The following is a 22248-nucleotide window of genomic DNA, read 5'->3' on the forward strand; positions in this document are numbered from 1 at the left end:
ATACCAAAGAGTTCAAGGAAACTAGTGTTCAATTACATGAAGCAGGACACGTGGAGTGTGTAGCTTTGCTTCTACGAGCTGATTAAACAAGGATTTAGCAAGTGAAAGTCCTAAAGTAAGGAGTCTAAACATGAAATTCCATGAATTTGGGGATAAGAATTTGCCTTCTATCTTACTGATACATGGTGGTGGCAGTTCTTGGTGGAATTATCTTCGTCAAGCACGAATCTTGTCAGAAGAATACCGTGTTATTCTACCCACTTTGAATGGCCACGGCGAGGAATATCAACTTGATTATGTTTCTACTGAAGATTCTGCTTTGGAGATTCTAGACTATATCAAAGCAAACTGTGGTGGGAAATTGTTAGCAATCGGTGGTGTTTCACTTGGTGGTCAAATTGCCATGGAGCTTTTGTCTTTAGACAGTGAAATTGCTGAGAAGGCCATCATAGACGGAAGCCTCTGTATTCCTCAACCAAGGTTAGCTAAAATCAGCATCTTTCTAGTGTCTCTATTTGGTAAATTGATGTTCAATAAATTCTCTTGTAAACTTCAGTTAAGCTTAATGAATAAATTCTATCCCCAATTAGCTTACCCAGACGAGATAAAAAATTTTTATATGGAGGATATGCCAAGGACGCCTATCAAAACATTAGTGACCATCTCTTCAACTTATATGGGGCATTATAAGTTGAAGAGTAGGATTTCTAAAAGTAAGGCGCAGGTTCTCTATATTTATGGTGAAAAAGAATTGAAATGTGTTAAGGAGTCAGCTAGGTTATTTGAGCAGCTGCATCCCAACACTATCTTGTTTGAGGCAAAAGGATATAATCACGGCTATTTATCAGCCTACCTACCTCAAGAGTGGATTGACTTGGTTGTTCCATTTTTGGAGAATAACGATTGATTATACTTTATTAATTTAGAAAGCAGAGTTTCATGGAAGTCAAAAAATATACTCCCCTCAATTCCTTAAAAAAGATAGCAGATAACCTATGGATTGTGGATGGGGAAGAAGTACTGATGGATTTCAAATTCTTCAAAGTGCCTTTTTCAACTAGAATGACAGTTATCCGTCTACAGAATGGTGGTCTTTGGGTGCATTCACCGACTAAGCCTAATGACAATTTACTTTTTGAAATCAAGCAATTAGGTGAGGTAAAACACCTTATTGCCCCCAATGTCTTACATTATAGTTATATAGATGAATGGCATCAACTATTTCCTGAAGCAAAAGTTTGGCTAGCTAGTGGTGTTCAAAAGCGTGCCAGAAAATCGGGAATGAGTTTGGATTATGGTCAGGAATTAAGCAAGGCCAATTGGAACGAAGAAATTTGTTTTACAACATTTGAGGGAAGTTTTTATGTAAAAGAGGTTGTTTTTTTCCATAATGAAAGTTCAACTCTGGTTTTAACGGATCTTATTGAAAACATAGAAACTGAGAAATTATCGCTTTTTGAAAAGCTACTTTTTAAAATAGGTGATAATCACCATCCAAATGGTAAAACACCAAGAGATTTAAGAATGACTTTCTTATTTGGTAAAAAACAAGCTCTGAAGAGCTATCACAAAATAAAGAAATGGGAACCTAAGAATATTATTATTTCTCATGGACCGTGTATGATTGGACAAGCAAAAGAGATGTTAAACCAAGCGTTCTTTTGGCTAGAGAAATAGGGTTATGTGGTTAAGGGAACTTGTCGAAAGACAAATACGAATACTTCGACCTTTGTATTTAAAAGTTGCATTCATTCGCTACACAAAAAATCACCCCACAAGCTACAACTTGTGGGGCATTTTCTTTTATTAGTTTTTCACTTACAAAATTACGTCTGTTTTTTCAACTTTGTAAAGGGCAATTCCCATGATTATGGTCAAGACAAGAAGAATTAAAACAGCAGGGGTCCAAGAGTTAAAGAGTTGTTTGCTTGAACCGAACAAGACTGGACCAAGGGCTGCAAAGATATAGCCTCCGGTTTGGGCTAAACCTGATAGTTGGGCTGTTTTTTCAGGCGTGCTAGCCTTCATTGAAAAGGAAACCATCATGTAAGGGAATAGGACACTAGCAGAACTTCCGATTAAGAGGTTAAGGACCAACCAATACACAAAGCTGTCTGTATTGACTAGAAGCATAGCCACTCCGATAAGTCCTGCTAGGACGGTAGTCACTAGCATCAAATGGCGGTTGCGATCAGAAAGTTTCGTGATTAGGCTAGGAACAATCATAGAGAATGGAATACTCGTCAGTGTGAAAACGGAAGCTAGAATTCCGGCATTGGCTTCGCCGACACCGGCTTGTGTAGCCATGGTTGGAAGCCAAGTGATAGTGGTATAGAAGAAGAGTGACTGTAATCCACCGAAAATCATGATGGCCCAGACTTTGCCACTCTTATACCAACTGCCTGAATTTTCGCTGGTAGAAGTATCTTGTTCTAAGTAATGATTGTGACGTACATTAGGGAGCCAAATCACAAGAGCTAGGGCACAGACCGCTGTCAATACCCAGACCAAGCCTTGCCATGAGGTTGCCTTAGTGATTGGAACGGCAACTGATGAAGCTACGGCTGTGGATAATCCCATGGCTGTAATGTAGAGTGTGGTTAAGAATCCTAACTGATTTGGCTCGTTAGCCTGAATTAGGCTTGGGAGAAGGACGTTGATAAAGGCAATTCCAGCTCCGACTAACAGCGTTCCCACATAAAGAAGAGGGAGATTAAGGGTACGCAAAGCAGAACCAAGTGTCATCACAATTAAAACACCGAGGAAGAGTCTTTCTATACCAAAGCGTTTGGCCCAGCTAGCCGCAAAAGGTGAGAATATCGCAAAGGTCAAGAGAGGGAGACTTGTCAAGAGACCGAGAGAACTGACCTCAACGCCTAGACCAGAAGCAATGTCTGATAAGACCGTAGACAAGGTTGTGAACGGGGCCCGCAAAACGATCCCTAGAAGAAGGATTCCAGGGATTAGAAAATGTGAATGTTTCTGTTTCATAAAGCGTCTCCATGTTTAATAAGGGTATTTTAATTTTTAAGAATATGACACTAATGCGTCACTTCCATCTTACCATAAATGAAGGGGGTGATGAAAGCGATTACGTTGGATTGTCAAGAAAGAATTTTTAGTTTTATAATCCTATTCTGCTGATTATCAAATAGCATAATCTGATTTTTAAAAGACCGAACATGTAGTCCAGCCTCTTTTCAATGTCGTCTTAAATTTCATACCCCATAAGGAGTCCGCCTTCTTCAGCATAAAAGCTACAGAGTCCAGAAGTAGGAAGGACTTCGATGCTTGCTTGGGCAAATTTTTCACGAACCAATTCAGAGAATTGCTCGATAAATTTTTCATTGTTGCGGTGGGCAATCGTAATGTGGCCTCCAGCATAACCAGCCTTGAGGAGTTCATCAAAGGCAGCTTTGATGGCTTTCTTTTGACCTCTGGCTTTTTGAAGCAATTCAAGAGTACCTGTCTTACTAGCTTCACCGACCATACGGATATTGAGGAGTCCAACAACGGTGCCAACTAGTTTACTTAGACGACCATTCTTCACCAAATTATCAACTTTGGCTAAAACAAAGAGCAACTTAGTCTTGGCTTGATAAGCTGTGATGCCATCAACGACTTGGTCAAAATCAAGGCCTTCAGCGACTAAGTGATTGAGTTTACGAACGATAAGGTCGACCTCGCCACCAGCTGACAGGCTATCAATCACGTGAATCTTAGTATCAGGATGCTCTTCCAGATAAATTTTCTTAGCGATTTCAGCACTATTGTAGCTACCAGAAAGGGTTCCAGTGATCGTCACGACGACTATATTGTCCGTTCCTTCAAAGGATTTCATATAATCATCAGGACTCGGACAGGCAGACTTAGAAGCAGTCGTAGTTGCATACATTTTCTCCATCATTTGATCAATATTGAGTTGGGCATCATCCCTGTAAATGGTTTCGCTCACTTGGATAGTCAAAGGAACACTGACAAACTCCGTATCTGGTGCCAGATTGTCTAAAGAACGGTAGTCACAGCCTGAATCCGCAATAATTTTCCATTTCATAGGTTTATACCTCATATCTGCATAATGTACATTGACAAGTTATTTGTCTTCTTTTACAATTTTATCATGAAGTGCATTGCTATCAAAGCAGATCTCATCAGGTGTGACAGATAGAAAGTGAATGTTATGGCAGAAAGAAAAATCTCAGAGAAATCCTTGGAAAATCTCAAACGATTTAACCAAGAAAATAAAGCAATTACACGAGAATCCATCGAAATTTCTCTCCTGCAATTGTTGGAGAAAAAAGACTTTAAAAAGATTACCATATCGGAACTGGTTGAGCGTGCGGGTGTATCTCGTGCTGCCTTTTATCGCAATTATGGTTCTAAGGAAGAGATTTTAAAATCTATTTTTGAGTCTTGCATTACAAAGATTACTAAGTCCTTGGACAGCTATAATCTCAAGACGGATCTTTACCAAGTCTGGGTTTATCTCCTTAAGGAAGTCAAAAAAGAAGCCAAAATCATCAGTCTTGCCATTGATTATAATTTTGAGCAGGTATTGACCAAGGCAGTTTATGATTTTTTGGAAAAACGAAATGGTAGCTCATCAAATGGTGCCGGTAGCTACCTCAATTCCTTTTGGAGCTCAGCTATTGTCTCAGTGATTTCCAAATGGGTCAAGGATGGCATGAAGACCCCAGCTGAAAAGATTGCCAAACTTGGTCTCCCGCTTTTTCCACAAAAGAAGAAATAATCCCCTTGCTACTACAACTAATTGGAGGTTCAGTATGCCAATATATGAATTTTGTGCAGAGAATGTGACTTACTTAGAAAAAGCTTTTCAAGCCGGTGCTCAACGCGTGGAGTTGTGTGATAATCTGGCTGTTGGAGGCACGACACCTTCTTATGGTGTCATAAAGGCGGCTGTTGGGTTGGCCAAGGATTATCAGGCTAAGGTGATTGTGATGATTCGTCCACGAGGGGGCGACTTTGTCTATAGCCAGCAGGAATTAGCTATCATGCTAGAAGATATCAAGTGTGCGCGTGAATTGGGTGTTGACGGCTTTGCACTAGGTGCTTTGACTTCAGAAAACCAACTCGATACAGAAGCTCTAAAGACCTTGTTAGATGCTAGTCGAGACCTAGAGGTCACCATGCATATGGCCTTTGACCAAATCCCTAAAGCAGCTCAGTCTAGTGCTATTCAGTGGCTTAAGGACCACGGTGTGACGCGTCTTCTCACCCGTGCTGGAACTCCTGAGACTGCTCTAGACTTACGCTTGAAACGTTATGCAGAATTGGTTCAGCTAGCAGACGGTCAGTTGGATATTTTAGCAGGAGGTGGTATCTCCGTGGCTAATCGTGACCAATTTCTTGCCATACTTGGTCTTGAGCAAGTTCATGGAACACGTGTCGTCTTTTAGATTTACAATGGAACCAGCTTCTTGGCCCGGTTCCTTTTGATTTTTGTGCAATGGGAGGCACTTTGCTTTTCTAGTCATTCTTTGGTAAGCTATTACTATAGCATTAAAAAAATTGGGGGATGTATGTTAGATAATTTGTTAAAAAAGAACCCTATCTTGGGTGTCATTATTTATCCGTTATTAGGGCTAGGAGCTATTTGGCTTGGTCACTATTACTCACAGAGCCTTTCGCTATTGGAAAAAACGGGTGGTCAGATCAAGGTTAATACTTTTGTTTACATTGCCTATCAATTAGGTGGGACCAAACTCGTCATGGGGTTCTTTATTCTTTTAGCGCTTTTCTTTTTCTATCTGGGCTATACTTATCTTAAAAAACTTGGCAATACTCAGAAATAAGAACCAAGTTTATACACTAACTGCGGCTACTGGCTTGCAGTTTTTTCTTTTCTACAAGTCAACTAGAATCCCTAATTTATGCTACAATGAAACTATTACGCTTCAAAAAGGAGATGAGATGAAAGCAGAAGAATGGTTAACCTATTTTATAAAGATTTATGGACGTCGCCCAAAGATGACAGAGGTCGACGAGGCGATACAAAATGGTAGTCTCTTGGCCAATCGAACAGAGGTAGAGAGCTTATTGTTAGCATCTAAGAAAAGCTTTTGGCAAACCTTAAGTCAGTATGTTGTGACTCATAAGGTCGCAGCGTCAGTTCTTGCAGTTTCTTGTATGACGCTTCTTGGTGGTGGTGCCATTTTTGCTTGGCATTCCCTTCATTCACAAGCTCAACAAACGTCATCCCTTGCGGTTTCTTCGTCAAGCAGTCAGACTGGTCAAACTTCTTCCTCAGACAAATCTAAACAATCGAGTTCTAGAGCTTCTGAGTCGTCTTCAAACTCTAGTTCTCAAAGTCAGAATGCCTCATCAGAAGCCAAAACGCCTGCCATGGATGTGGATGCTATTCGAAATGGTGATTTTTCAAGCATCGAAGGTGACTGGGTTTCTGACGGTGGTCATGTTGTGACCATTACCAAGTCAGGGCTCACAAAGTCTGAAGAGACAGGAAGTACTGATGGCAAGACTGTCGTTAAAGATTTCAACGGTCAGCCTATGTTTTATTTTGCGGACAATGGTCCAGGGCATGGGGTCAATCCTTTTGTGCCTGTGCCAGCCAATCAAGCAGCACCGTCTCCGGACAATTCTGTCAAAGACACAGATCGTTTGGTTCAAATTCCAGAGTCTGCTGGGCCAGGGGTGGTTTACACGTCTTATTACAGAGTGAAAAGCAAGAGCCAGTCCAGCCAGACTAGCCCAACCAATACGGCAGACCTTTGGGATAGTGACAAGGCTGCCAAGCTCGCAAGTTACATGGTGGAGTTTGGGCACAAGATGAATCAAGAAAGTTATAGAAGGCTAACACCTAACGGAAATGATGATTTCTTTGGTGCCATGTCTTTTGCTAAAAATAACCGCATTATTGTAGGTGAAAAGACTGAACAAAATGCCCCAATGACCAACCAACAAAAGGTAGACGTTGCCTTTTCTGACGATGGTACAGGGACAGCCGACTATATCATTGTAGACAGCTACGGGTATTCAGGTTCCGCCATGATTCTCTATCATTTCACCATCCATAAAGGTCAACCAGTGGTCCTAGTTTCCATGCAAAATCAGGGGAATCCTGAAAACATGTATTATATGTACCCTACCAATAATAAGGACATCCAAGAAGCCTTTGCCAATATTGTGAATGACAAGTGATGGTTTGAGAGGTTTGAAAGAAAAATTTTACATCTTAAAAATACAATATAAGTGAACAAAAGATTTTCTATGTTCCAAATCTGTTTACTTACTATTTAAATTATATAAAAGAGCCAGCCTAAAGTTTAGACTGGCTTTTCCTATTATAAAATAACTTAGTTATTCATCTTTTCGCTTTTCTGTCATCAGAGCTAATGGAGTACATATCAATACAATGATTGCTCCTACAATAAATACATTATCAAATGCCCTGCTTAACTGCTCATTTTTTTCTTTGACAATTACTTTAAGAGCAGATGATAATTCATCCTTTTGAGCTAATAATTTAATCGCTGTACCAACTTTAGCTTGGTCTCCAGATATAGTTTTTAAACTAGTTGATAACAGTGGGACACTTGAACTAACAGTTTCAACTCCATTGATTAATAACTGATTTGCATCATAAATCTTTCTATAATTACTCCCCTTTTTAGGTTCTGGAAGATTATCTGTTTTTTGAGCAGCTATTTTGATTGCCTCAACCATATTACTTTGTTTGGTTGAAATACTATTATTTTTCTTAGTCGTATCGAAAGTTTTTGAAATTTCCTTCTTAGCAACTTTTTTTACGTCTGTTGATAAAACCCGTTTTTCAATTTGGTTATACGCTGTTTCCTTAATTTGTGTTTTAGCAATATTGACATTACTATTTAAAATGGTAACGAGGAGAGCCATACCAATGGCTTGCCCAATATATCTAGAAGCATTAACGATACCTGACCCAATTCCAGCCTTATTAATTGGTAAATATTTTACTGATGATGTTAAGGACATTGCCATAAATCCTAGTCCTAAACCAATAATTACATTACAACAAACAATGAGGCTTTGTGAGGTATTATACTGAATAAGACTAAGCATAAATAATCCACCTGCTGTAATAACCAAACCGATACTAATGAGCAATCTTGCACTAATTTTTTGGTACATCTTAGTTGCTAACGGCATACCTACTATGATAGCTAAAGAGGTGGGAATAATAAGATATGCTGAATGCAAAGCAGAATAGTTGCGAACATTTTGCAAGAAATAGTTTAAGATCAATGAAGGTACGATAATCGCAAATCCAAAAATCATATAAATAAGACTTGAAGATGTAAATGTACTTTCCTTGAATAAATTTAAGTCAATGATAGGTGATTTTACTCTTCCTTCGGTTAAACAAAGAAAAAATAGGCCTACAACACTAATAATAAAACTAGCTATGATGATTTGTGATGCCCAACCATACTCGTGACCTTCTAATAAACCAAATATAAGTCCACCTAAAGTACAAGTAAGAAAAATAATACCTAGCCAGTCAATATTCTTTGAAATTTTTAAATCATATGATTCTTTTGTCCCCACTAGGATCATCAAGAATGCAAAGATAGCGATTGGAACATTAATACCAAAAATCCAATGATATGTTGTCCAATGGACAATTAAACCACCAATTACTGGTCCCCCCGCTGCAGCTAAGGCACTGAAGGTCCCCATAATAGCAGCAATACGGCTGGTATTCTCTTTCCCAAGTAGTTCAATTCCCATGGGGAGAACAATTGGAGTTAATATGGCACCTCCAATTCCTTGGAAGAACCGAAAAATAATTAAGAGTAATAAAGAATCAGCCACCATACATGCGAATGAGAAGATGCCAAATATGACTACACCAATTAGCATAACCAATTTTCTACCGTAGATATCAGCGAGTTTTGAAACAGTAATAATAAATACAGACATTGCTAAAACATAGATTGTTGCTACCCAACTTGTATCAGTCAATCCTGTATGTAAGTCTTCCATAATATTTGGTAGGGCGATATTAACAATCGTGGCATCTAAAGCTCCCATAAAGAGTGCTAAAACTAGACCTATAAATCCTAGAATTTTTCTTGATTTTGTCATTAAATTCTATTCCCTTCATTAATTATTTTGTTAAATGATTAATGATGCATCAATTATCTTCGTGAACATAAAACAGTCTTTTTTAACTTTTATAATTCACATAAAAAGAATATAATAATACCCATATATTGACCATGACAACATCAAACAATATGTTTAATTAAGGAAAAAATGACAAAGAAAAGAAAGACTAATAGCGTTACTAACCTCAAGTCTGCTTTGATAGACCTCCTACTTGAAATGGAGTACTCAAAAATAACCATTGGAAATATAACTCAGAGAGCAAATGTTAGTAGGGGAACATTTTATCAACATTTTCTTGATAAGGATGATTTAGCATACTCTATCGGAACAGAGACGATGCAAAGATTTTGGGAGATTTTAGCTCAAGGAAATTTAGATAAAGAGGACATGCTTTTAAAGGCTCTACTATTAATAAAAAATGACTATAAACATTTTAAAGCAATTTCAAAAGCACCTCACGTTCAATTTAAAGATAAGGTTCAACAACTTATTTGTGATCTTATAAATAACAACCCAGCTATTAGAGAAAAGATCAAGAAAAAGACGAAGATTTCAGATGAAATTGTGATAAAAGCCTTCTCTACATCTTTTGAAACCATTATCTCATCCTGGATTGATAATGATTTATCGGAAAGTCCCGAAAAAGTTGTAGATAATATCATTAAAATTGAACAGCTATTTTGGAAATAATAAAAAATATAGAAAAAATGATAAAAATCCATAGTCTTCAAACGGTGTGAGCCTATACTGAGACTTTACGCTGTGATAAAAACGCCTGAAGAATTGGTATTTCAGGCGTTCGGAATTTTTGAGACTCTAGGCTCAAAAATTAGCCATGGAACTTCGAAGAAGTTCGCTGGCGTCCGCTATCACCTAAGTAAAGTCTCAAGTAAAAGCTTTTGTTCTCAATCTAAAGCCTTAGCAACAAGGCTTTTTCTTGTGGATAAGTATCTTGAGAATGAGTAGTCAGCAAAATCTGGTATAATGAAGCCAAGGAGGCGCCTATGAAACATCTAAAAAAACAGACGCTAATTCTTTTATCTATCTCTAGCCTGCTACTTGTCGGTTTAGCAGTTTTTGCACATATCCACAAAAAGGAGGAAAAACCAAGCTACTCCAACCTTAATAGCAAGGCCAGTCTTAATGAGGTACGTTCCATTCTCTCGAAACATTTGAACGAGGAGAGTGTGGATAACTTTATCAATCTGGTTAGGGATTACAATGATACCGTGGGTACTGTTGGACTTTCTGGGGATTTTGCGCCATTTACCAAAACAGACTATGATGTGGAAAAAATCAGTAACCTGTGGACAGCCAAGCATGGTGACTTTATCGGTACCAACTGCCGTATCAACACCTACACGCTACTGAAAGGCAAAATCAAGATTCCTCAAGTCAAAAGTGATACTGAGCTCCTTTTCCAAGACAAGGACGCCATTGACAAGGGCAAGCTCTTTAATGCCAAGGACCAGGCAAACTTTGACATTCTTTTTTCAAGGGTCAAGACTGAAGCTACCCAAGATGTCAAGGTTCACGCCAAGCATATGGAGGATTACTATAAGCAGTTCACCTTTGATGACAAGGCACGCATGCTGTCGGTTGTTGTCCACGATAATTTGGATGGTGATTCCCTTTTTGTCGGTCACGTCGGAGTCTTGGTGCCTACGACGGATGGCTACTTATTTGTTGAAAAGTTGACCTTTGAAGAGCCCTACCAAGCCATAAAATTTGCCAGCAAAAAAGATTGCTACAAGTATCTCACAACCAAGTACAAGGACTATACCGGACCAGGTCTAGCCAAACCCTTTATCATGGATAATGACAAATGGGTGGATATGGACTAGCTTAACGTGAAGTGGAAGTTTTAATAGGGAAGAAAAAGGAAGCAAGATATGAAAAGAAAACAAGCCTTGTTGCTTTATCTAGCAGGGACCCTTGGACAAATCTTATTAGTTAGTCTCCTTGTTTGGCTGCTAAGAGCAGGAGAAGTTAGGGTTGATTATGGGACTCCAATTGGCCTTTTTACCCTTATCTTAGGTGGCTTGTCATCAGCCATTTGGGGAGCAATTATTAGCATCCGCTATCATCACTCCAGTTTTAAACAGCTTGTCAGTGATTTTTTCCAAGTCAAACAGCCTCTTAGTAACTATCTCTTAGTCCTCATTTTTCTATGTTTGGATTTTTTACCACTAATCCTGAGTGGAGGTATACTTATCCAAGTTTGGTATCTCCCCATAATTTTATTTGTAAAAGCCCTCGTCTTTGGTGGTATAGAAGAAATCGGTTGGCGTTATTTTTTCCAGCCTACTTTGCAAGAAAAGTTGACCTATCTAGTGTCTACGCTCTTTACATTTTTGGCTTGGTCACTATGGCATATCCTCTATTTTTACATTGATGGGTCTCTGGCCACGATTCATTTATTGCCTTTCTTGCTAGGCTTATTAAGCAATTGTTTCATCTTATCCGCCATTTATACAAATACCAGAAGTCTTTGGCTTTGTGTGATGACACATGCGCTTATCAATGCTTTATCGCAACTGTCATCAGCGGAGAGCCTTTGGTTGTCCCTTGTGATTAAGGTGTTGATAATTCTTCTTGCCATGAAAATTGCAAGTAGCAGTATGGAGAAAGTGAAATCCTAAGCTGGCTTGATTTTCATTGCTTTAGTTAGTTATAACTTTTAAGAGTAGTTCAATGACTGCTCTTTTTTTCCACTCAAATGACCTTGCCCATATTTTTGAGGCATGTTATACTAGAAGAGTATTGTCAAAATTTTCTGACATTACAGGTGGAAAGGAGGTGCTAATGCCTTTTAAAAAAACAAAACACTTTGTTTTTTCCCGCTACCTAAGCCTGCTCTGTTTGCTTCTAGTTTTACTAGTAGCGTCAGTTTTTATAGCAGTGTCTTTAGGGGCGGTCACTATAGATATAGGTGATACCTATGGTGTCATCTTCAGTAAATTGGGGCTTCCGATGGCCAGTCATAACATAGCCAAACCACTTGAAGCTATTATCTGGAATATGCGAGTTCCTAGGGTTCTCCTAGGGTTAATAGTTGGTGCAGGCCTTTCCATGTCTGGGAGTGTCATGCAGTCAACCGTTAATAATCCGATTGCCGAACCCTATATCCTGGGAATCTCGGCAGGGGCAACTTTTGGAGCAACCTTGGCCATCATTTTAGGCCTTAAGGCTGTGGTAGGCTTGGGTGCCTTTGTGGGGGCTATCCTAGCGACGGTTCTTGTCTTAATCATTGCCTCTATGCAGGGGAGAGTGACCACATCTGGCCTGATTTTATCTGGAACGGTTGTCAATGCCCTCTTTATTGCCTTTGCCAATTTTATAATCTCTATTGGAGCGACAGCAGATAGTGTCATGACCATTAAGTTTTGGACCATGGGTTCATTGACAGGAACATCTTGGTCAGATGTGATGCTTCCAGCAGTAGTGGTTGGTTTGGCCTTTCTCTTTTTCTCAACTCAGTATCGTGTCTTCAATGCCATGATGATGGGAGATGAGGCAGCTTTGACTTTAGGGATTCCACTTAAACTCTACTGGTATCTTTATATTGCCATTGTTGCGGTCATAACGGCAATCTTGGTTTCTAGTTGTGGTATTATTGGCTTTGTAGGCTTGATTACCCCTCATATTGCTAGAAGTTTAGTCGGAACTAACTATCGTAAGCTTTTTCCAGTGGCAACTCTCTTAGGTTCCTTGTTTGTGGTTTGGTCAGATGTCTTGGCGAGAATCCTCGTCAAAAATGCAGAGCTACCTATCGGTATCTTTACAGCCTTAGTTGGCGCACCTTTCTTTATTTATATTGTGACTAGAAATCGTAGGAAGGTGGTTTAGACTTATGGATGTAAAGTGTCAGGATATTCATTATTCGATTGGAGAGAAAAAAATCCTAAACGGTGTCTCTCTAGAGGTTGAAGGTGGGCAATTCCAGACCATACTGGGACCAAATGGAAGTGGGAAATCAACCTTGCTCAAAACCATTTACCGCCAGTTGAAACCAGATAGCGGTCAGATTTTTCTTGATGGGAAATCCCTAGATCAGATAAGTCTAAAGGAAACTGCAAAAGAAATGGCCGTTGTGACACAGTTTAACACCCTTCAGTTTGATTGTACGGTGGAAGAAATTGTCATGCTTGGCCGAACGCCCCATCTTTCCTTTCTGCAAAAAGAATCGGAGCGGGACCACTTGCTCGTTCAGGATGCCCTAGACAAGGTTGGCATGTCTGAAAAGAAGACACGCTATTATTCGTCCCTATCAGGTGGCGAAAAACAAAGAGTCATCCTAGCGCGTGCCTTGGCTCAGGAACCCAAACTCCTTTTATTGGATGAGCCTACCAATCATTTGGACATAAAGTATCAGTTGGAGATGTTGGCCTTGGTCAAGGAACTCGGCATTAATGTTCTTGCAGTTCTCCACGATATTCAATTGGCCTGTCGTTTTTCAGATTATATCTACTTAATGAAAGGGGGTGAGATTGTTGCCCAAGGTGTCCCAAGGGATGCCGTAACCCCACAATCCTTGCAGGCGGTTTATGATGTTCAGAGTCGTATTACCTGGACGGATGACCAGCAGGCAATGATTCAGTATTTATAAGCCTAGGAAAGGAAGGCCTTATGAACAAGAAAACATTTCGTATCGCATTAATCGCTGCAGCAGTCCTCACATTGACAGCATGCAGTTCTACATATAAAAACAGCACATCATCGTCATCATCAGCAAAAGAAACGGTGAAAAAGACCAAGTCAGAAACCCAGTATCCTTTGACTGTCAAAACTTATGACGATAAAGGAACTGAGCTAGATCAAGTCTTCAAAAAGGCACCAGAAAAGGTTATCACCAATAACCTTTCATCAACTGAAATCTTGATTGAGCTTGGTTTGAAAGACAAAATTGTCGGTATGCTTAACCCTGACAATGAAGTAACCGATAAATATAAGGATGACATTGCTTCAATCCCACATATCGGTGATAAGAAAACAATTTCTCAAGAAGCCATCTTGGCTTACGGACCAGATGCTCTTATTGGTCGTAATATGATGTTCTCAGACAAGTCAATGGGAACCATCAGCACATGGAACAGCAACGACATTCCTGTTTATACCCAAAAAGCTTCTGTCTCAACAACCAAACAAGATTTGAATAATATCATCGAAGATGTTAAAAATATTGGTGACATTTTCAACGTCCAAGACAAGGCAGACAAGTATGCGGGACAACTTCAAAAGCGTATCGACGCTGTTAAAAAGAAAAACAAGTCTTCTGACAAAGACTTGAAGAAGGCTCTTATCATGTGTGCCTACAACGATGAGACCTTTGGAACTTACAAATCTGCCCTTCAAGAAAGCATGCTCAATCAGCTTGGTTATACCAATGTTGCGACAGGAACATCAGATTTGACTCTGGAAAATCTCGTGTCAATGGAACCAGAATTGATTATCTATGTAACCAGTGACCGTAATAAGGCCATGGACAAGGAAGCAACAGACAAGATGGAAAAGAACGCTGTTCTTGAAAATGTTCCAGCCGTTAAAAACAAGAAAATCATGACTATTTCTTATGATGAGCTTATGGATTACGGTCCATCTGTGATTGATTCTCTTGAAAAGGTTAATGACTTTGTTAATAAATAAAGACTTTGTCTGCCATGACATTCAGGTTACGGTTGCCCTTCCTGAGTCTTATGATTTCAAGAAGGCTTATCCAGTTGTTTTTTTGAACGATGGGCAGCTTGAGTATCTGGGAAAAATCGCAGATTCTGTTATCCTGGTTGGGCTTGAACCTCAGAATCGCTTGGATGATTTTACGCCTTGGCAGGCTCAGGCTCTGAGACCTGGAAGCCCTGATTTTGGCGGTAAGCTAGCCAGCTATCATGACCATCTATTTGGCCATATTTTCAAAAGCATCGCACAAGAGTTTCGACTGGATGAAAGTCGCATGGCTTACGGAGGCTATTCGCTGGGTGGTTTGGCTGCTATTTCCAGTCTTTATAGCAGTGATAAGATGCCTTTGATCTTCTCCATTTGTGGATCCTTCTGGTATCCAAATTTTGTAGCTTACTGCAAAGCCCACCAGCCCATCAATAAGTCTTGCTCGGTCTATTTACGTAACGGTTTGACCGAGGGGGCTAATCATAAGAATAGATTGGCCAAAGCTCCTAGTTATGCCAAAGAAGTGCATGAACTTATCAAAAAACAGAGCGTGTCTACTTATTCAGCATTTGACCCCTACGGACATCATGACCATCTCCAAAAAAGATATGACGCTTTTTCGGATTGGTTGATTGAGCAGTGGAAGCTTTAGTTTTAACATGGTGTAAGAAAGAGCACTAGACAGACTAAAAAAGTAGTGAAGAAAATTCCGACGATGGAATCTCTTCACTACTTTTTGTTATGCTCGAAAACTACCATAACAGTTGATGCTTCCGAAAAGTTTTTAGACATGAATCAAAAGACGCCTTAACTCTGTATATTAAAGGTAATTTATTTACCTTTGACTTATATCCTAACTTCAAAAAGGACAGGACTATTATTGTTGCTGATGCAGTAACTTATATCATTTAAAACTTTTTTGTTGGAGAAGTAGAAGGGAAAAAACTATACTTTGGTGCCTGAGAATACTTCGATATGGTTCCCTAGTATTTTTATATCTACTGGAAGATTATCCGATTTGTCTCCATCAACATCTGACTCTAACTCAACCTCTGAAGAAATCCTAATATTACGCGCTTTGATATATTCGATATTATCGTTACCTACTAGATCCCCTTTTAACAAATCTGGGATAGTCGATAATTTAGAAATGATGGATGCATCTTTTAAAATCAAGATATTTCCATATCCATCTGTATTTTCATCAAATAGTTTTTTGTCTGCATAGTAATTAGATAGAAGAACTAAGACCTGACTAGCTTCACCTTCATAATTGCCATTTTCGCTTTCAATACGAATATTAAATACATCGTCTTCCACAACGGACTTCATCGTATTGATTGCATATGCAAAGATACCGTACTTTGTTTTATCTTCAATATCAACGTTATGAATAGCTTCTGGTAAAGATCCAACACTAAAAATATAGCCAAAATAATTTTGATTAGCTTTTCCAACATCAATGGTTTTAGTAAAATTGAAATCAAGTTCTTCAATCGCTTGATCAATATTTTGGTTGATTTCTAATAGCTTAGTGATTAAATTACCAGTTCCACCAGGAATAATCCCAAGTTTTGGAATGTGATTTTTTTCAGCAATCCCTGAAATAACCTCATTTACAGTACCGTCTCCACCAAAAACAATTACTGCATCATATTTTTCTTTAGAGGCTTTTTCAGCAAATTGAGTTGCATCTTTGGCTTTTTGCGTAATCTTAGTTTCAACATAATCAAAATACTCTTTAGCCTTATTCTCCAAGCTCTCTTTATAATCTAATGCTGTTTCTCCTCCAGAAGTTGGATTAATAATTATCATTACTTTTTTCATTGATATTTTCTCCTATGGACTACTAGTGACAATACTTTTCAACGGTTTCTTATGCTTATCAAATTAATATCTCACATTACTTGTTGTTATTTGGGGATTCTTTTTACTTATCCTTTTCTATTTGTTGAAGATCATCATCGTTTTTATATTGAATGATGTAGTCGACTAATTCTTTTTCAGTTAATCTATCATTTGTTAATTGTGAAACCTGAATCGAGATATTTTTCAAACCATATTCATTTTGTTTGTTAATGATACTTTGTAACTCAGCTTCTGAAAGATACTTACCTGAAATAGTTAGCTTTAGTGTATTGTTTTCTTTACTATATTTCTTTTTCAAAATAGTATGGTTTTCAAATTGATCAGATAGATAATTATTGATAGACTCATTGATTAGCGTATCTCTAACTAAGGTAGTTGCAGAAGCTAAACTTGGAATAATAAGAACAAGCGAGACTAGAATTAATATTTTTCGCATTTTAGAGGCTTCACGATTATGTTTAACATAAGGATTATTAACCATCATCACATTAGTGCCAATATATGTAGCAATCATAATAAAACTGCAGTTAATGGAGAACAAATATGACGCCCCTATCATATACTCAAGATTTCCTGTGGCAATAGAATACCCCACGGTACAAACAGGTGGCATAAGAGCAGTTGCAATGGCGACACCAGGAACAATGTTATTAGCTTCTTTCTTTCGTGCTCCAATAATGCCGGCTAATCCACCGACGAATGCTATTACAACGTCCCAAATTGTGGGCGAAGTTCTAGCAATAATTTCCGTACTTGCATAAGAAATGGGCGAAATTAAAAAATAAAGTGTAGAGGCTAAGAGGCTTACTGCAACTTGAATAAAAAGAACTTTAAACGATTTTTTGAGAAGTTTTGTATCTAATATTGCTAACGCAAAACCTACTCCAAGGATAGGTGTCATCAATGGAGAAATCAACATTGCCCCTATAATTGTTGGAATAGAATTCATATTCAAACCAATAGATGCAATCAATATCGCACACAATAAAGTGGTTAAGTCACTTTTTGATAAATCTAAATCCTCATAGATTTTGTCCCTAAATTCTATGAGAGAATAAAGTTTACCATCCTTCAAAACTTTTTCCATAACAGTACTCCCTTTTTGTTACTATAGTCAACTTTTTAAGCTCACTCTTTGACGACGTATCTAAATCATTGGTCATTATTATTGTAACTTCTTTACGTGGGCGTGTTTTATATTCTACTTTCAATTTGTAATCAATTCACTACTCCATATTAATTTTAAACTCCTACTGAAAGTGATGGAGTGTTTGGTGTATTATTTATACTATTTTGTTAGATACTTACTATTTAAAGAAAAATGTGTAAGGGTTTACATGTCTCAATTATACATTTTATTTTTACTTTCGTCACTCGAACGTCTTAGGGCTATTTTATTTTGTGACTAAAATGCTAATCAATCATATGAATGTACCAGTTTAATCAAACTTTTTATTCATAAATCAATCCATTTAGAGGAAGGCCTAATAATAGTAGAAGTATTTGTAGATTTTTAATAAAAAAATGAGATAAGTGAAATTGTAAAACTATGCAAGCGATTGCAAAGGTCGATGATGGTTTTTATGTCTATTTTTGTGTAAGCGCAAACATTTTCATTGACTTATCAATTTGATTAACTTATACTGTTATTAACAGGTATATACTAACATTAATCTTATGATTGTTAAGATTAATATAAAAAATGTTTTAGCTAAAATGTAACTCTTTAGATGGTTTGATTTTCCAAACAATCTAACTTTCCTCTATTTAGAAAGGGGGAGACATTATGCTTTGGGCTATTATTGTCGGAGGCTTTATAGGTTTTATTGCTGGTGGAATCACTAAAAAGGGAGGTTCCATGGGAATAATTGCCAATATCTTTGCAGGTTTAATTGGTTCATCTGTTGGACAGTCACTCTTCGGTTCTTGGGGGCCTAGACTAGCTGGAATGGCCTTAGTTCCATCAATTTTAGGGGCAGTTATTGTTGTTGCAGTAGTATCATTTTTCTTAGGAAAAAAAGAATAATTTTCAATATTTCGACAGGAAGACTCCAATCAACTCAAACTTAGTGCCGATAAATTAAAAAAGTGGTAAACATGGACTAGCTAATGGTTTATCAGCAAATAAAGATAACATTAGTGAGGGTGTTCAAGCTGTTTATGACTCGACTTCAACACAAAAGCTATAATTTAACTTATCTTGTTATACTTAAAAATTTGAATGTATTGTTTAAGAGCGTTCATATTTAAAAATCTTTATGTCCAAAGGAGGATAAAATTATGTCAGTAGAAGAAAAACTTAACCAAGCTAAAGGCGCTATTAAAGAAGGTTTCGGAAAAGTAACTGGTGATAAAAAAACAGAAAAAGAGGGTGCTGCTGAAAAAGCAGTCTCAAAAGTGAAAGAAGTTGCCGAAGATGCCAAAGATGCTGTTGAAGGAGCTATCGAAGGTGTGAAAAATATGATTAAAAAGGACGATAAATAATTAAATAGTCAATTGATTTTTCACATAAAAGCTACAAAAGCTACTCTACAAAAAAATAGAGTTGTCATATTCTACTCCTAATTACTCACTTATAAGATTACTTTCAAAATAACTACAAATCGATATTCTTATAATATTATTCAGTTGAAAAATCAACTTTCTTTAGATTAATTCAAATTCCTTTTTAACTCCATATACATATTCTTTCTAATAGTAAAAGCACTCTAATTTCTATAGTTTTATCCAAGCTATAGAGGCTAGAGTGTTTTTTATAACATTTTGAAGAATTATTTAATGATTGGGGGAGATTTGTATTTTTCTAGTTTTTATACAAATCAGCAAAGTATAAGTGCTAACATCATCCAGATTAGAGAATGGCAAACGTTTGCATCACTTGTGAATGTTTTCACCACCAAAACATCACATTTTCAGTGAATTACTTGATTTTCATAAGTATTAGTTTTATAATTGAAGCATAGAAAGCGCTTTCAAATATCTCCGAGTTTTTGTCCTACTTGAAGTGGTTCGGCTAACAGCCGACTTCCATTCTAGAAAGGAGTATTGTTTTGAGTCAATGTGATATTCTCATTATAGGGGCAGGTCCTGGTGGTTATGTTGCTGCTGAAGAAGCTGCCCGTTTAGGTAAAAAGGTAACTGTCATTGAGAAAAACTCCATAGGTGGCACCTGTTTGAACGTTGGCTGTATCCCATCTAAAGCCTATCTTGAACATGCCCATTGGCTATTAGCTGCTAAAGAAGCCTCTCAGTATGGAGTGACCGTTTTAAATGATAATCTTGATTTTCAAAAACTTGTTGCTCGCAAAGATCAAGTCGTAGCAACACTACAGTCTGGTATTCAATCAAGTTTTAAACAATTAGGTATCACCTATATTGAAGGTGAGGCAGCTTATATTTCTGATAAAACCTTCCAAGTTAATGGTGAAAGAGTCTCAGGTAAGTCTGTTATTTTGGCGACGGGGAGTCATCCATTTATTCCTCCTATTCCTGGTATTAACGATGTTAACTATTTGACAACAGATAGCTTTTTCAACTTAAAGGAACTTCCTCAACGTTTGGTTATCATTGGTGGAGGTATTATTTCCGTTGAGTTAGCTTTTGCCATGGCTCCACTTGGTGTGGATGTGACAGTGATAGAGGTTGCACCAACAATTTTAGCAACTGAAGATGACGAAGCACGTTCCATTATTAGAGAAAAGATGGAACAACTTGGAATTACTATTCTGGAGGGAGTTAGCATAGATAGGGTTAAAGAAAATGCTGTAATTTTAGCAGATGGGAAGTCCTACTCTTATGATAACTTACTTGTAGCAACAGGGCGTAAGCCAAATATTGAGTTAGCCCAAATGATGGGCTTGGAGCTGACCGAAAAAGGCTTTATTAAGGTAGATAGTTATTACGAGTCATCTCAATCAGGTGTTTATGCGATTGGGGATTTGATTCCTGGATATATGTTAGCTCATGTTGCTAGTAGCGAGGGAATCAAAGCTGTTCGAGCCATTTGTCGTCAGGCTGAGGAACCGGTTGATAATTCAAGTGTTCCACGGTCGCTCTTTACAACGCCGGAGATTGCTTCCTTTGGCTTGTCAGAAGAGGAGGCGGTACAACAAGGATATGATATATCAGTTGGTCAACTTCCTTATGTTTATAATGGTCGAGCCATTGCGTCTAATTCAGCAAAAGGTTTTGTTAAAATTGTCTCCGAAAAACGCTATCACCTACTATTAGGTGCCGTTATCGTTGGTCCACATGCAACTGATATTCTACAATCCTTGATTGTCTTGAAAGATGCTGAAGGAACACTTGATCAGCTTGATAAGACAATTTTTGCACATCCAACAATTTCTGAGTTGGTTCAGGAAGTTGCAAGACTGGTTTTAAGATCCTAAGGTCGATGGATAGGTTTAGCACAGCCATTCTCATTTTTTCAAATCTGTATATCTGTCAATAATATTTGTTTTTTATAAAGCTCTCTATAGAAGGAGGAAACAATATGACACATTATCAAGAATTGCCACAAGCCCTAATGAAAGAAAAACATCAGGGACAAACCTTAACCAAGGAAGAAGTTAAGGTTCAAACTGCCCATGATCTTGGTGTGGAAAATGTTTCAAAAGAAGAGGCTAAATCCATGTATAAGACTATGTGGGATATTCGAAATTTTGAAGAAAATGCACGACATTTCTTTTCAATCGGTCAAATTCCAGGATTTGTTCACCTTTACTCAGGTGAGGAAGCTATTGCGACTGGGGTATGTGCTAACTTGACTGATAAAGACTACATTACTAGCACACATCGAGGACATGGACACTGTGTGGCTAAAGGTGGAGACCTTAAAAAAATGATGGCTGAAATCTTTGGTAAGTCTACTGGGCTTGGTAAAGGTAAGGGTGGCTCTATGCATATCGCTGACTTGGATAAAGGAATCCTTGGTGCTAATGGTATGGTAGGCGGAGGCTTTGGTCTTGCGACTGGGGCTGCTATGCGCAACAAATATCTAAAGACTGATGATGTTGCTGTATGTTTCTTTGGTGATGGTGCTGCCAATGAAGGTAATTTTCATGAGTGCTTAAACATGGCCTCTATTTGGAATCTACCTGTGGTATTTGTAAATGAAAACAACCTTTTTGCAGAATCAACACCACAATGGTATTCATCAGGTTCTCCAACAATTGCTGAACGTGCACAAGCTTACAATATGCCTGGAGTTCGCGTTAATGGTAAGGACTTATTTGCTGTTTATCAAGTGGCTAAAGAGGCCGTTGAACGTGCGCGTCGTGGAGATGGTCCAACGTTAATTGAAGCTATTACTTATCGTAACCATGGCCATTTCGAAGGAGATGAGCAAAAATACAAAGCACCAGATGGAATCGAAAAAGAATGGGCAGATGTGGATGCCTTGGAAGTATTTCGTGACCTGGTAACTGAAAAGGGTATCCTTAGCCAAGATGAATTGGATGAGATTGTTGCCCAATCACAAAAAGATGTTGAAGATGCAATCCACTTTGCTCAAGAGAGCCCAATTCCAAAAGAAGAAGCTCTCTACGAAGACGTATTTGCAGACTGATTGAGGAGGATTCA

At 38.1% G+C, this 22248-nt stretch carries 22 protein-coding genes; 17 read left to right on the top strand and 5 right to left on the bottom strand.

From position 1 onward, the window contains the following. Positions 1 to 130: 130 nt before the first annotated feature. Both A6J31_RS02500 and A6J31_RS02505 read left to right on the top strand, forming a co-directional pair. On the top strand, positions 131 to 907 hold the full coding sequence (locus A6J31_RS02500) for an alpha/beta fold hydrolase (protein WP_048790548.1): 777 nt from the start codon (positions 131 to 133) through the stop codon (positions 905 to 907). Positions 908 to 939: 32 nt separating this feature from the next. Continuing rightward, positions 940 to 1677 (top strand): DUF4336 domain-containing protein, encoded by a 738-nt coding sequence (locus tag A6J31_RS02505; RefSeq protein WP_021144462.1) that lies wholly within the window; start codon positions 940 to 942, stop codon positions 1675 to 1677. A gap of 141 nt (positions 1678 to 1818) precedes the next feature. Here A6J31_RS02505 and A6J31_RS02510 read toward each other — a convergent pair whose 3' ends face one another. After that, the gene (locus A6J31_RS02510) at positions 1819 to 2991 is read right to left on the bottom strand and encodes a CynX/NimT family MFS transporter (protein ID WP_021144461.1); all 1173 of its coding nucleotides are present in this window, start codon (positions 2989 to 2991) and stop codon (positions 1819 to 1821) included. Positions 2992 to 3211: 220 nt separating this feature from the next. After that, a complete protein-coding gene (locus tag A6J31_RS02515; protein ID WP_048790549.1) occupies positions 3212 to 4054 on the bottom strand; it encodes a DegV family protein in 843 nt (280 codons plus the stop codon). A 126-nt stretch (positions 4055 to 4180) separates the two neighbouring features. Here A6J31_RS02515 and A6J31_RS02520 point away from each other — a divergent pair, with 126 nt between their 5' ends. From A6J31_RS02520 to A6J31_RS02535, 4 genes are all read left to right on the top strand, one after another. After that, positions 4181 to 4750, top strand: coding sequence for a TetR/AcrR family transcriptional regulator (locus A6J31_RS02520; protein ID WP_048790550.1), 570 nt, complete (start codon positions 4181 to 4183; stop codon positions 4748 to 4750). Positions 4751 to 4784: 34 nt separating this feature from the next. Next, positions 4785 to 5420 (top strand): copper homeostasis protein CutC, encoded by a 636-nt coding sequence (locus tag A6J31_RS02525; protein ID WP_003094690.1) that lies wholly within the window; start codon positions 4785 to 4787, stop codon positions 5418 to 5420. A 123-nt stretch (positions 5421 to 5543) separates the two neighbouring features. Then, positions 5544 to 5816, top strand: a complete 273-nt coding sequence (locus tag A6J31_RS02530) for a hypothetical protein (RefSeq protein ID WP_003094891.1) — start codon at positions 5544 to 5546, stop codon at positions 5814 to 5816. A gap of 118 nt (positions 5817 to 5934) precedes the next feature. Next, entirely contained in the window at positions 5935 to 7182 is a 1248-nt protein-coding gene (locus tag A6J31_RS02535; RefSeq protein WP_080610382.1) for a DUF4767 domain-containing protein, read from the top strand. 159 nt (positions 7183 to 7341) lie between these two features. Here A6J31_RS02535 and A6J31_RS02540 read toward each other — a convergent pair whose 3' ends face one another. After that, positions 7342 to 9108, bottom strand: coding sequence for a DHA2 family efflux MFS transporter permease subunit (locus A6J31_RS02540; protein ID WP_080610383.1), 1767 nt, complete (start codon positions 9106 to 9108; stop codon positions 7342 to 7344). Positions 9109 to 9279: 171 nt separating this feature from the next. On the opposite strand from A6J31_RS02540, the gene A6J31_RS02545 reads away from it, so the two are divergent. The 7 genes from A6J31_RS02545 to A6J31_RS02575 all read left to right on the top strand — a co-directional run bounded on the left by A6J31_RS02545 (position 9280) and on the right by A6J31_RS02575 (position 15448). Further along, positions 9280 to 9822, top strand: a complete 543-nt coding sequence (locus tag A6J31_RS02545) for a TetR/AcrR family transcriptional regulator (protein WP_002888975.1) — start codon at positions 9280 to 9282, stop codon at positions 9820 to 9822. A 314-nt stretch (positions 9823 to 10136) separates the two neighbouring features. After that, positions 10137 to 10976 carry a DUF4300 family protein gene (locus A6J31_RS02550; protein WP_080610384.1) on the top strand — a complete coding sequence of 280 codons (840 nt, stop codon included), beginning with the start codon at positions 10137 to 10139 and terminating at the stop codon, positions 10974 to 10976. Positions 10977 to 11024: 48 nt separating this feature from the next. Then, positions 11025 to 11774 (top strand): CPBP family intramembrane glutamic endopeptidase, encoded by a 750-nt coding sequence (locus A6J31_RS02555; protein WP_080610385.1) that lies wholly within the window; start codon positions 11025 to 11027, stop codon positions 11772 to 11774. Positions 11775 to 11937: 163 nt separating this feature from the next. Then, positions 11938 to 12981, top strand: coding sequence for a FecCD family ABC transporter permease (locus A6J31_RS02560; protein ID WP_080611231.1), 1044 nt, complete (start codon positions 11938 to 11940; stop codon positions 12979 to 12981). A 4-nt stretch (positions 12982 to 12985) separates the two neighbouring features. Beyond that, the gene (locus A6J31_RS02565) at positions 12986 to 13741 is read left to right on the top strand and encodes an ABC transporter ATP-binding protein (protein WP_061652229.1); all 756 of its coding nucleotides are present in this window, start codon (positions 12986 to 12988) and stop codon (positions 13739 to 13741) included. Positions 13742 to 13761: 20 nt separating this feature from the next. Further along, positions 13762 to 14778: an ABC transporter substrate-binding protein gene (locus tag A6J31_RS02570; protein WP_002885936.1), complete on the top strand. Its 1017-nt coding sequence runs from the start codon at positions 13762 to 13764 to the stop codon at positions 14776 to 14778. Next, positions 14759 to 15448: an alpha/beta hydrolase-fold protein gene (locus tag A6J31_RS02575; RefSeq protein WP_037611460.1), complete on the top strand. Its 690-nt coding sequence runs from the start codon at positions 14759 to 14761 to the stop codon at positions 15446 to 15448. The genes A6J31_RS02570 and A6J31_RS02575 overlap by 20 nt, the downstream gene beginning before the upstream one ends. A gap of 293 nt (positions 15449 to 15741) precedes the next feature. On the opposite strand, the gene A6J31_RS02580 is transcribed toward A6J31_RS02575, so the two are convergent. Further along, entirely contained in the window at positions 15742 to 16623 is an 882-nt protein-coding gene (locus A6J31_RS02580; RefSeq protein WP_060972392.1) for a diacylglycerol/lipid kinase family protein, read from the bottom strand. A 103-nt stretch (positions 16624 to 16726) separates the two neighbouring features. Then, positions 16727 to 17752 carry a DUF389 domain-containing protein gene (locus A6J31_RS02585; RefSeq protein WP_080610386.1) on the bottom strand — a complete coding sequence of 342 codons (1026 nt, stop codon included), beginning with the start codon at positions 17750 to 17752 and terminating at the stop codon, positions 16727 to 16729. 699 nt (positions 17753 to 18451) lie between these two features. Here A6J31_RS02585 and A6J31_RS02590 point away from each other — a divergent pair. The 4 genes from A6J31_RS02590 (at position 18452) to A6J31_RS02605 (ending at position 22234) form a co-directional block, all read left to right on the top strand. Next, positions 18452 to 18691 carry a GlsB/YeaQ/YmgE family stress response membrane protein gene (locus tag A6J31_RS02590; protein WP_002890536.1) on the top strand — a complete coding sequence of 80 codons (240 nt, stop codon included), beginning with the start codon at positions 18452 to 18454 and terminating at the stop codon, positions 18689 to 18691. Positions 18692 to 18945: 254 nt separating this feature from the next. Then, positions 18946 to 19149, top strand: a complete 204-nt coding sequence (locus A6J31_RS02595; RefSeq protein ID WP_004182825.1) for a CsbD family protein — start codon at positions 18946 to 18948, stop codon at positions 19147 to 19149. A 566-nt stretch (positions 19150 to 19715) separates the two neighbouring features. After that, a complete protein-coding gene (lpdA, locus tag A6J31_RS02600) occupies positions 19716 to 21056 on the top strand; it encodes a dihydrolipoyl dehydrogenase (protein ID WP_080610387.1) in 1341 nt (446 codons plus the stop codon). A 104-nt stretch (positions 21057 to 21160) separates the two neighbouring features. After that, on the top strand, positions 21161 to 22234 hold the full coding sequence (locus A6J31_RS02605; RefSeq protein WP_049545232.1) for a thiamine pyrophosphate-dependent dehydrogenase E1 component subunit alpha: 1074 nt from the start codon (positions 21161 to 21163) through the stop codon (positions 22232 to 22234). The last annotated feature ends 14 nt before the right edge of the window (positions 22235 to 22248 follow it).

The sequence above is a fragment of the Streptococcus sp. FDAARGOS_192 genome, assembly GCF_002073815.2.
GTDB classification, from domain to species: Bacteria; Bacillota; Bacilli; order Lactobacillales; family Streptococcaceae; genus Streptococcus; species Streptococcus salivarius_H.

Excerpts from the sequence above, each read along its gene's own strand:
- A6J31_RS02575 (WP_037611460.1), top strand. The coding sequence starts at position 14,759 with ATGACTTTGTTAATAAATAAAGACTTTGTCTGCCATGACATTCAGGTT.
- A6J31_RS02505 (WP_021144462.1), top strand. The coding sequence starts at position 940 with ATGGAAGTCAAAAAATATACTCCCCTCAATTCCTTAAAAAAGATAGCA.
- A6J31_RS02580 (WP_060972392.1), bottom strand. The coding sequence starts at position 16,623 with ATGAAAAAAGTAATGATAATTATTAATCCAACTTCTGGAGGAGAAACA.
- A6J31_RS02565 (WP_061652229.1), top strand. The coding sequence starts at position 12,986 with ATGGATGTAAAGTGTCAGGATATTCATTATTCGATTGGAGAGAAAAAA.
- A6J31_RS02550 (WP_080610384.1), top strand. The coding sequence starts at position 10,137 with ATGAAACATCTAAAAAAACAGACGCTAATTCTTTTATCTATCTCTAGC.
- A6J31_RS02545 (WP_002888975.1), top strand. The coding sequence starts at position 9,280 with ATGACAAAGAAAAGAAAGACTAATAGCGTTACTAACCTCAAGTCTGCT.
- A6J31_RS02605 (WP_049545232.1), top strand. The coding sequence starts at position 21,161 with ATGACACATTATCAAGAATTGCCACAAGCCCTAATGAAAGAAAAACAT.
- A6J31_RS02510 (WP_021144461.1), bottom strand. The coding sequence starts at position 2,991 with ATGAAACAGAAACATTCACATTTTCTAATCCCTGGAATCCTTCTTCTA.
- A6J31_RS02585 (WP_080610386.1), bottom strand. The coding sequence starts at position 17,752 with ATGGAAAAAGTTTTGAAGGATGGTAAACTTTATTCTCTCATAGAATTT.
- A6J31_RS02590 (WP_002890536.1), top strand. The coding sequence starts at position 18,452 with ATGCTTTGGGCTATTATTGTCGGAGGCTTTATAGGTTTTATTGCTGGT.
- A6J31_RS02535 (WP_080610382.1), top strand. The coding sequence starts at position 5,935 with ATGAAAGCAGAAGAATGGTTAACCTATTTTATAAAGATTTATGGACGT.
- A6J31_RS02540 (WP_080610383.1), bottom strand. The coding sequence starts at position 9,108 with ATGACAAAATCAAGAAAAATTCTAGGATTTATAGGTCTAGTTTTAGCA.
- A6J31_RS02595 (WP_004182825.1), top strand. The coding sequence starts at position 18,946 with ATGTCAGTAGAAGAAAAACTTAACCAAGCTAAAGGCGCTATTAAAGAA.
- A6J31_RS02560 (WP_080611231.1), top strand. The coding sequence starts at position 11,938 with ATGCCTTTTAAAAAAACAAAACACTTTGTTTTTTCCCGCTACCTAAGC.
- A6J31_RS02515 (WP_048790549.1), bottom strand. The coding sequence starts at position 4,054 with ATGAAATGGAAAATTATTGCGGATTCAGGCTGTGACTACCGTTCTTTA.
- A6J31_RS02570 (WP_002885936.1), top strand. The coding sequence starts at position 13,762 with ATGAACAAGAAAACATTTCGTATCGCATTAATCGCTGCAGCAGTCCTC.
- A6J31_RS02500 (WP_048790548.1), top strand. The coding sequence starts at position 131 with ATGAAATTCCATGAATTTGGGGATAAGAATTTGCCTTCTATCTTACTG.
- A6J31_RS02530 (WP_003094891.1), top strand. The coding sequence starts at position 5,544 with ATGTTAGATAATTTGTTAAAAAAGAACCCTATCTTGGGTGTCATTATT.
- A6J31_RS02520 (WP_048790550.1), top strand. The coding sequence starts at position 4,181 with ATGGCAGAAAGAAAAATCTCAGAGAAATCCTTGGAAAATCTCAAACGA.
- A6J31_RS02525 (WP_003094690.1), top strand. The coding sequence starts at position 4,785 with ATGCCAATATATGAATTTTGTGCAGAGAATGTGACTTACTTAGAAAAA.
- A6J31_RS02555 (WP_080610385.1), top strand. The coding sequence starts at position 11,025 with ATGAAAAGAAAACAAGCCTTGTTGCTTTATCTAGCAGGGACCCTTGGA.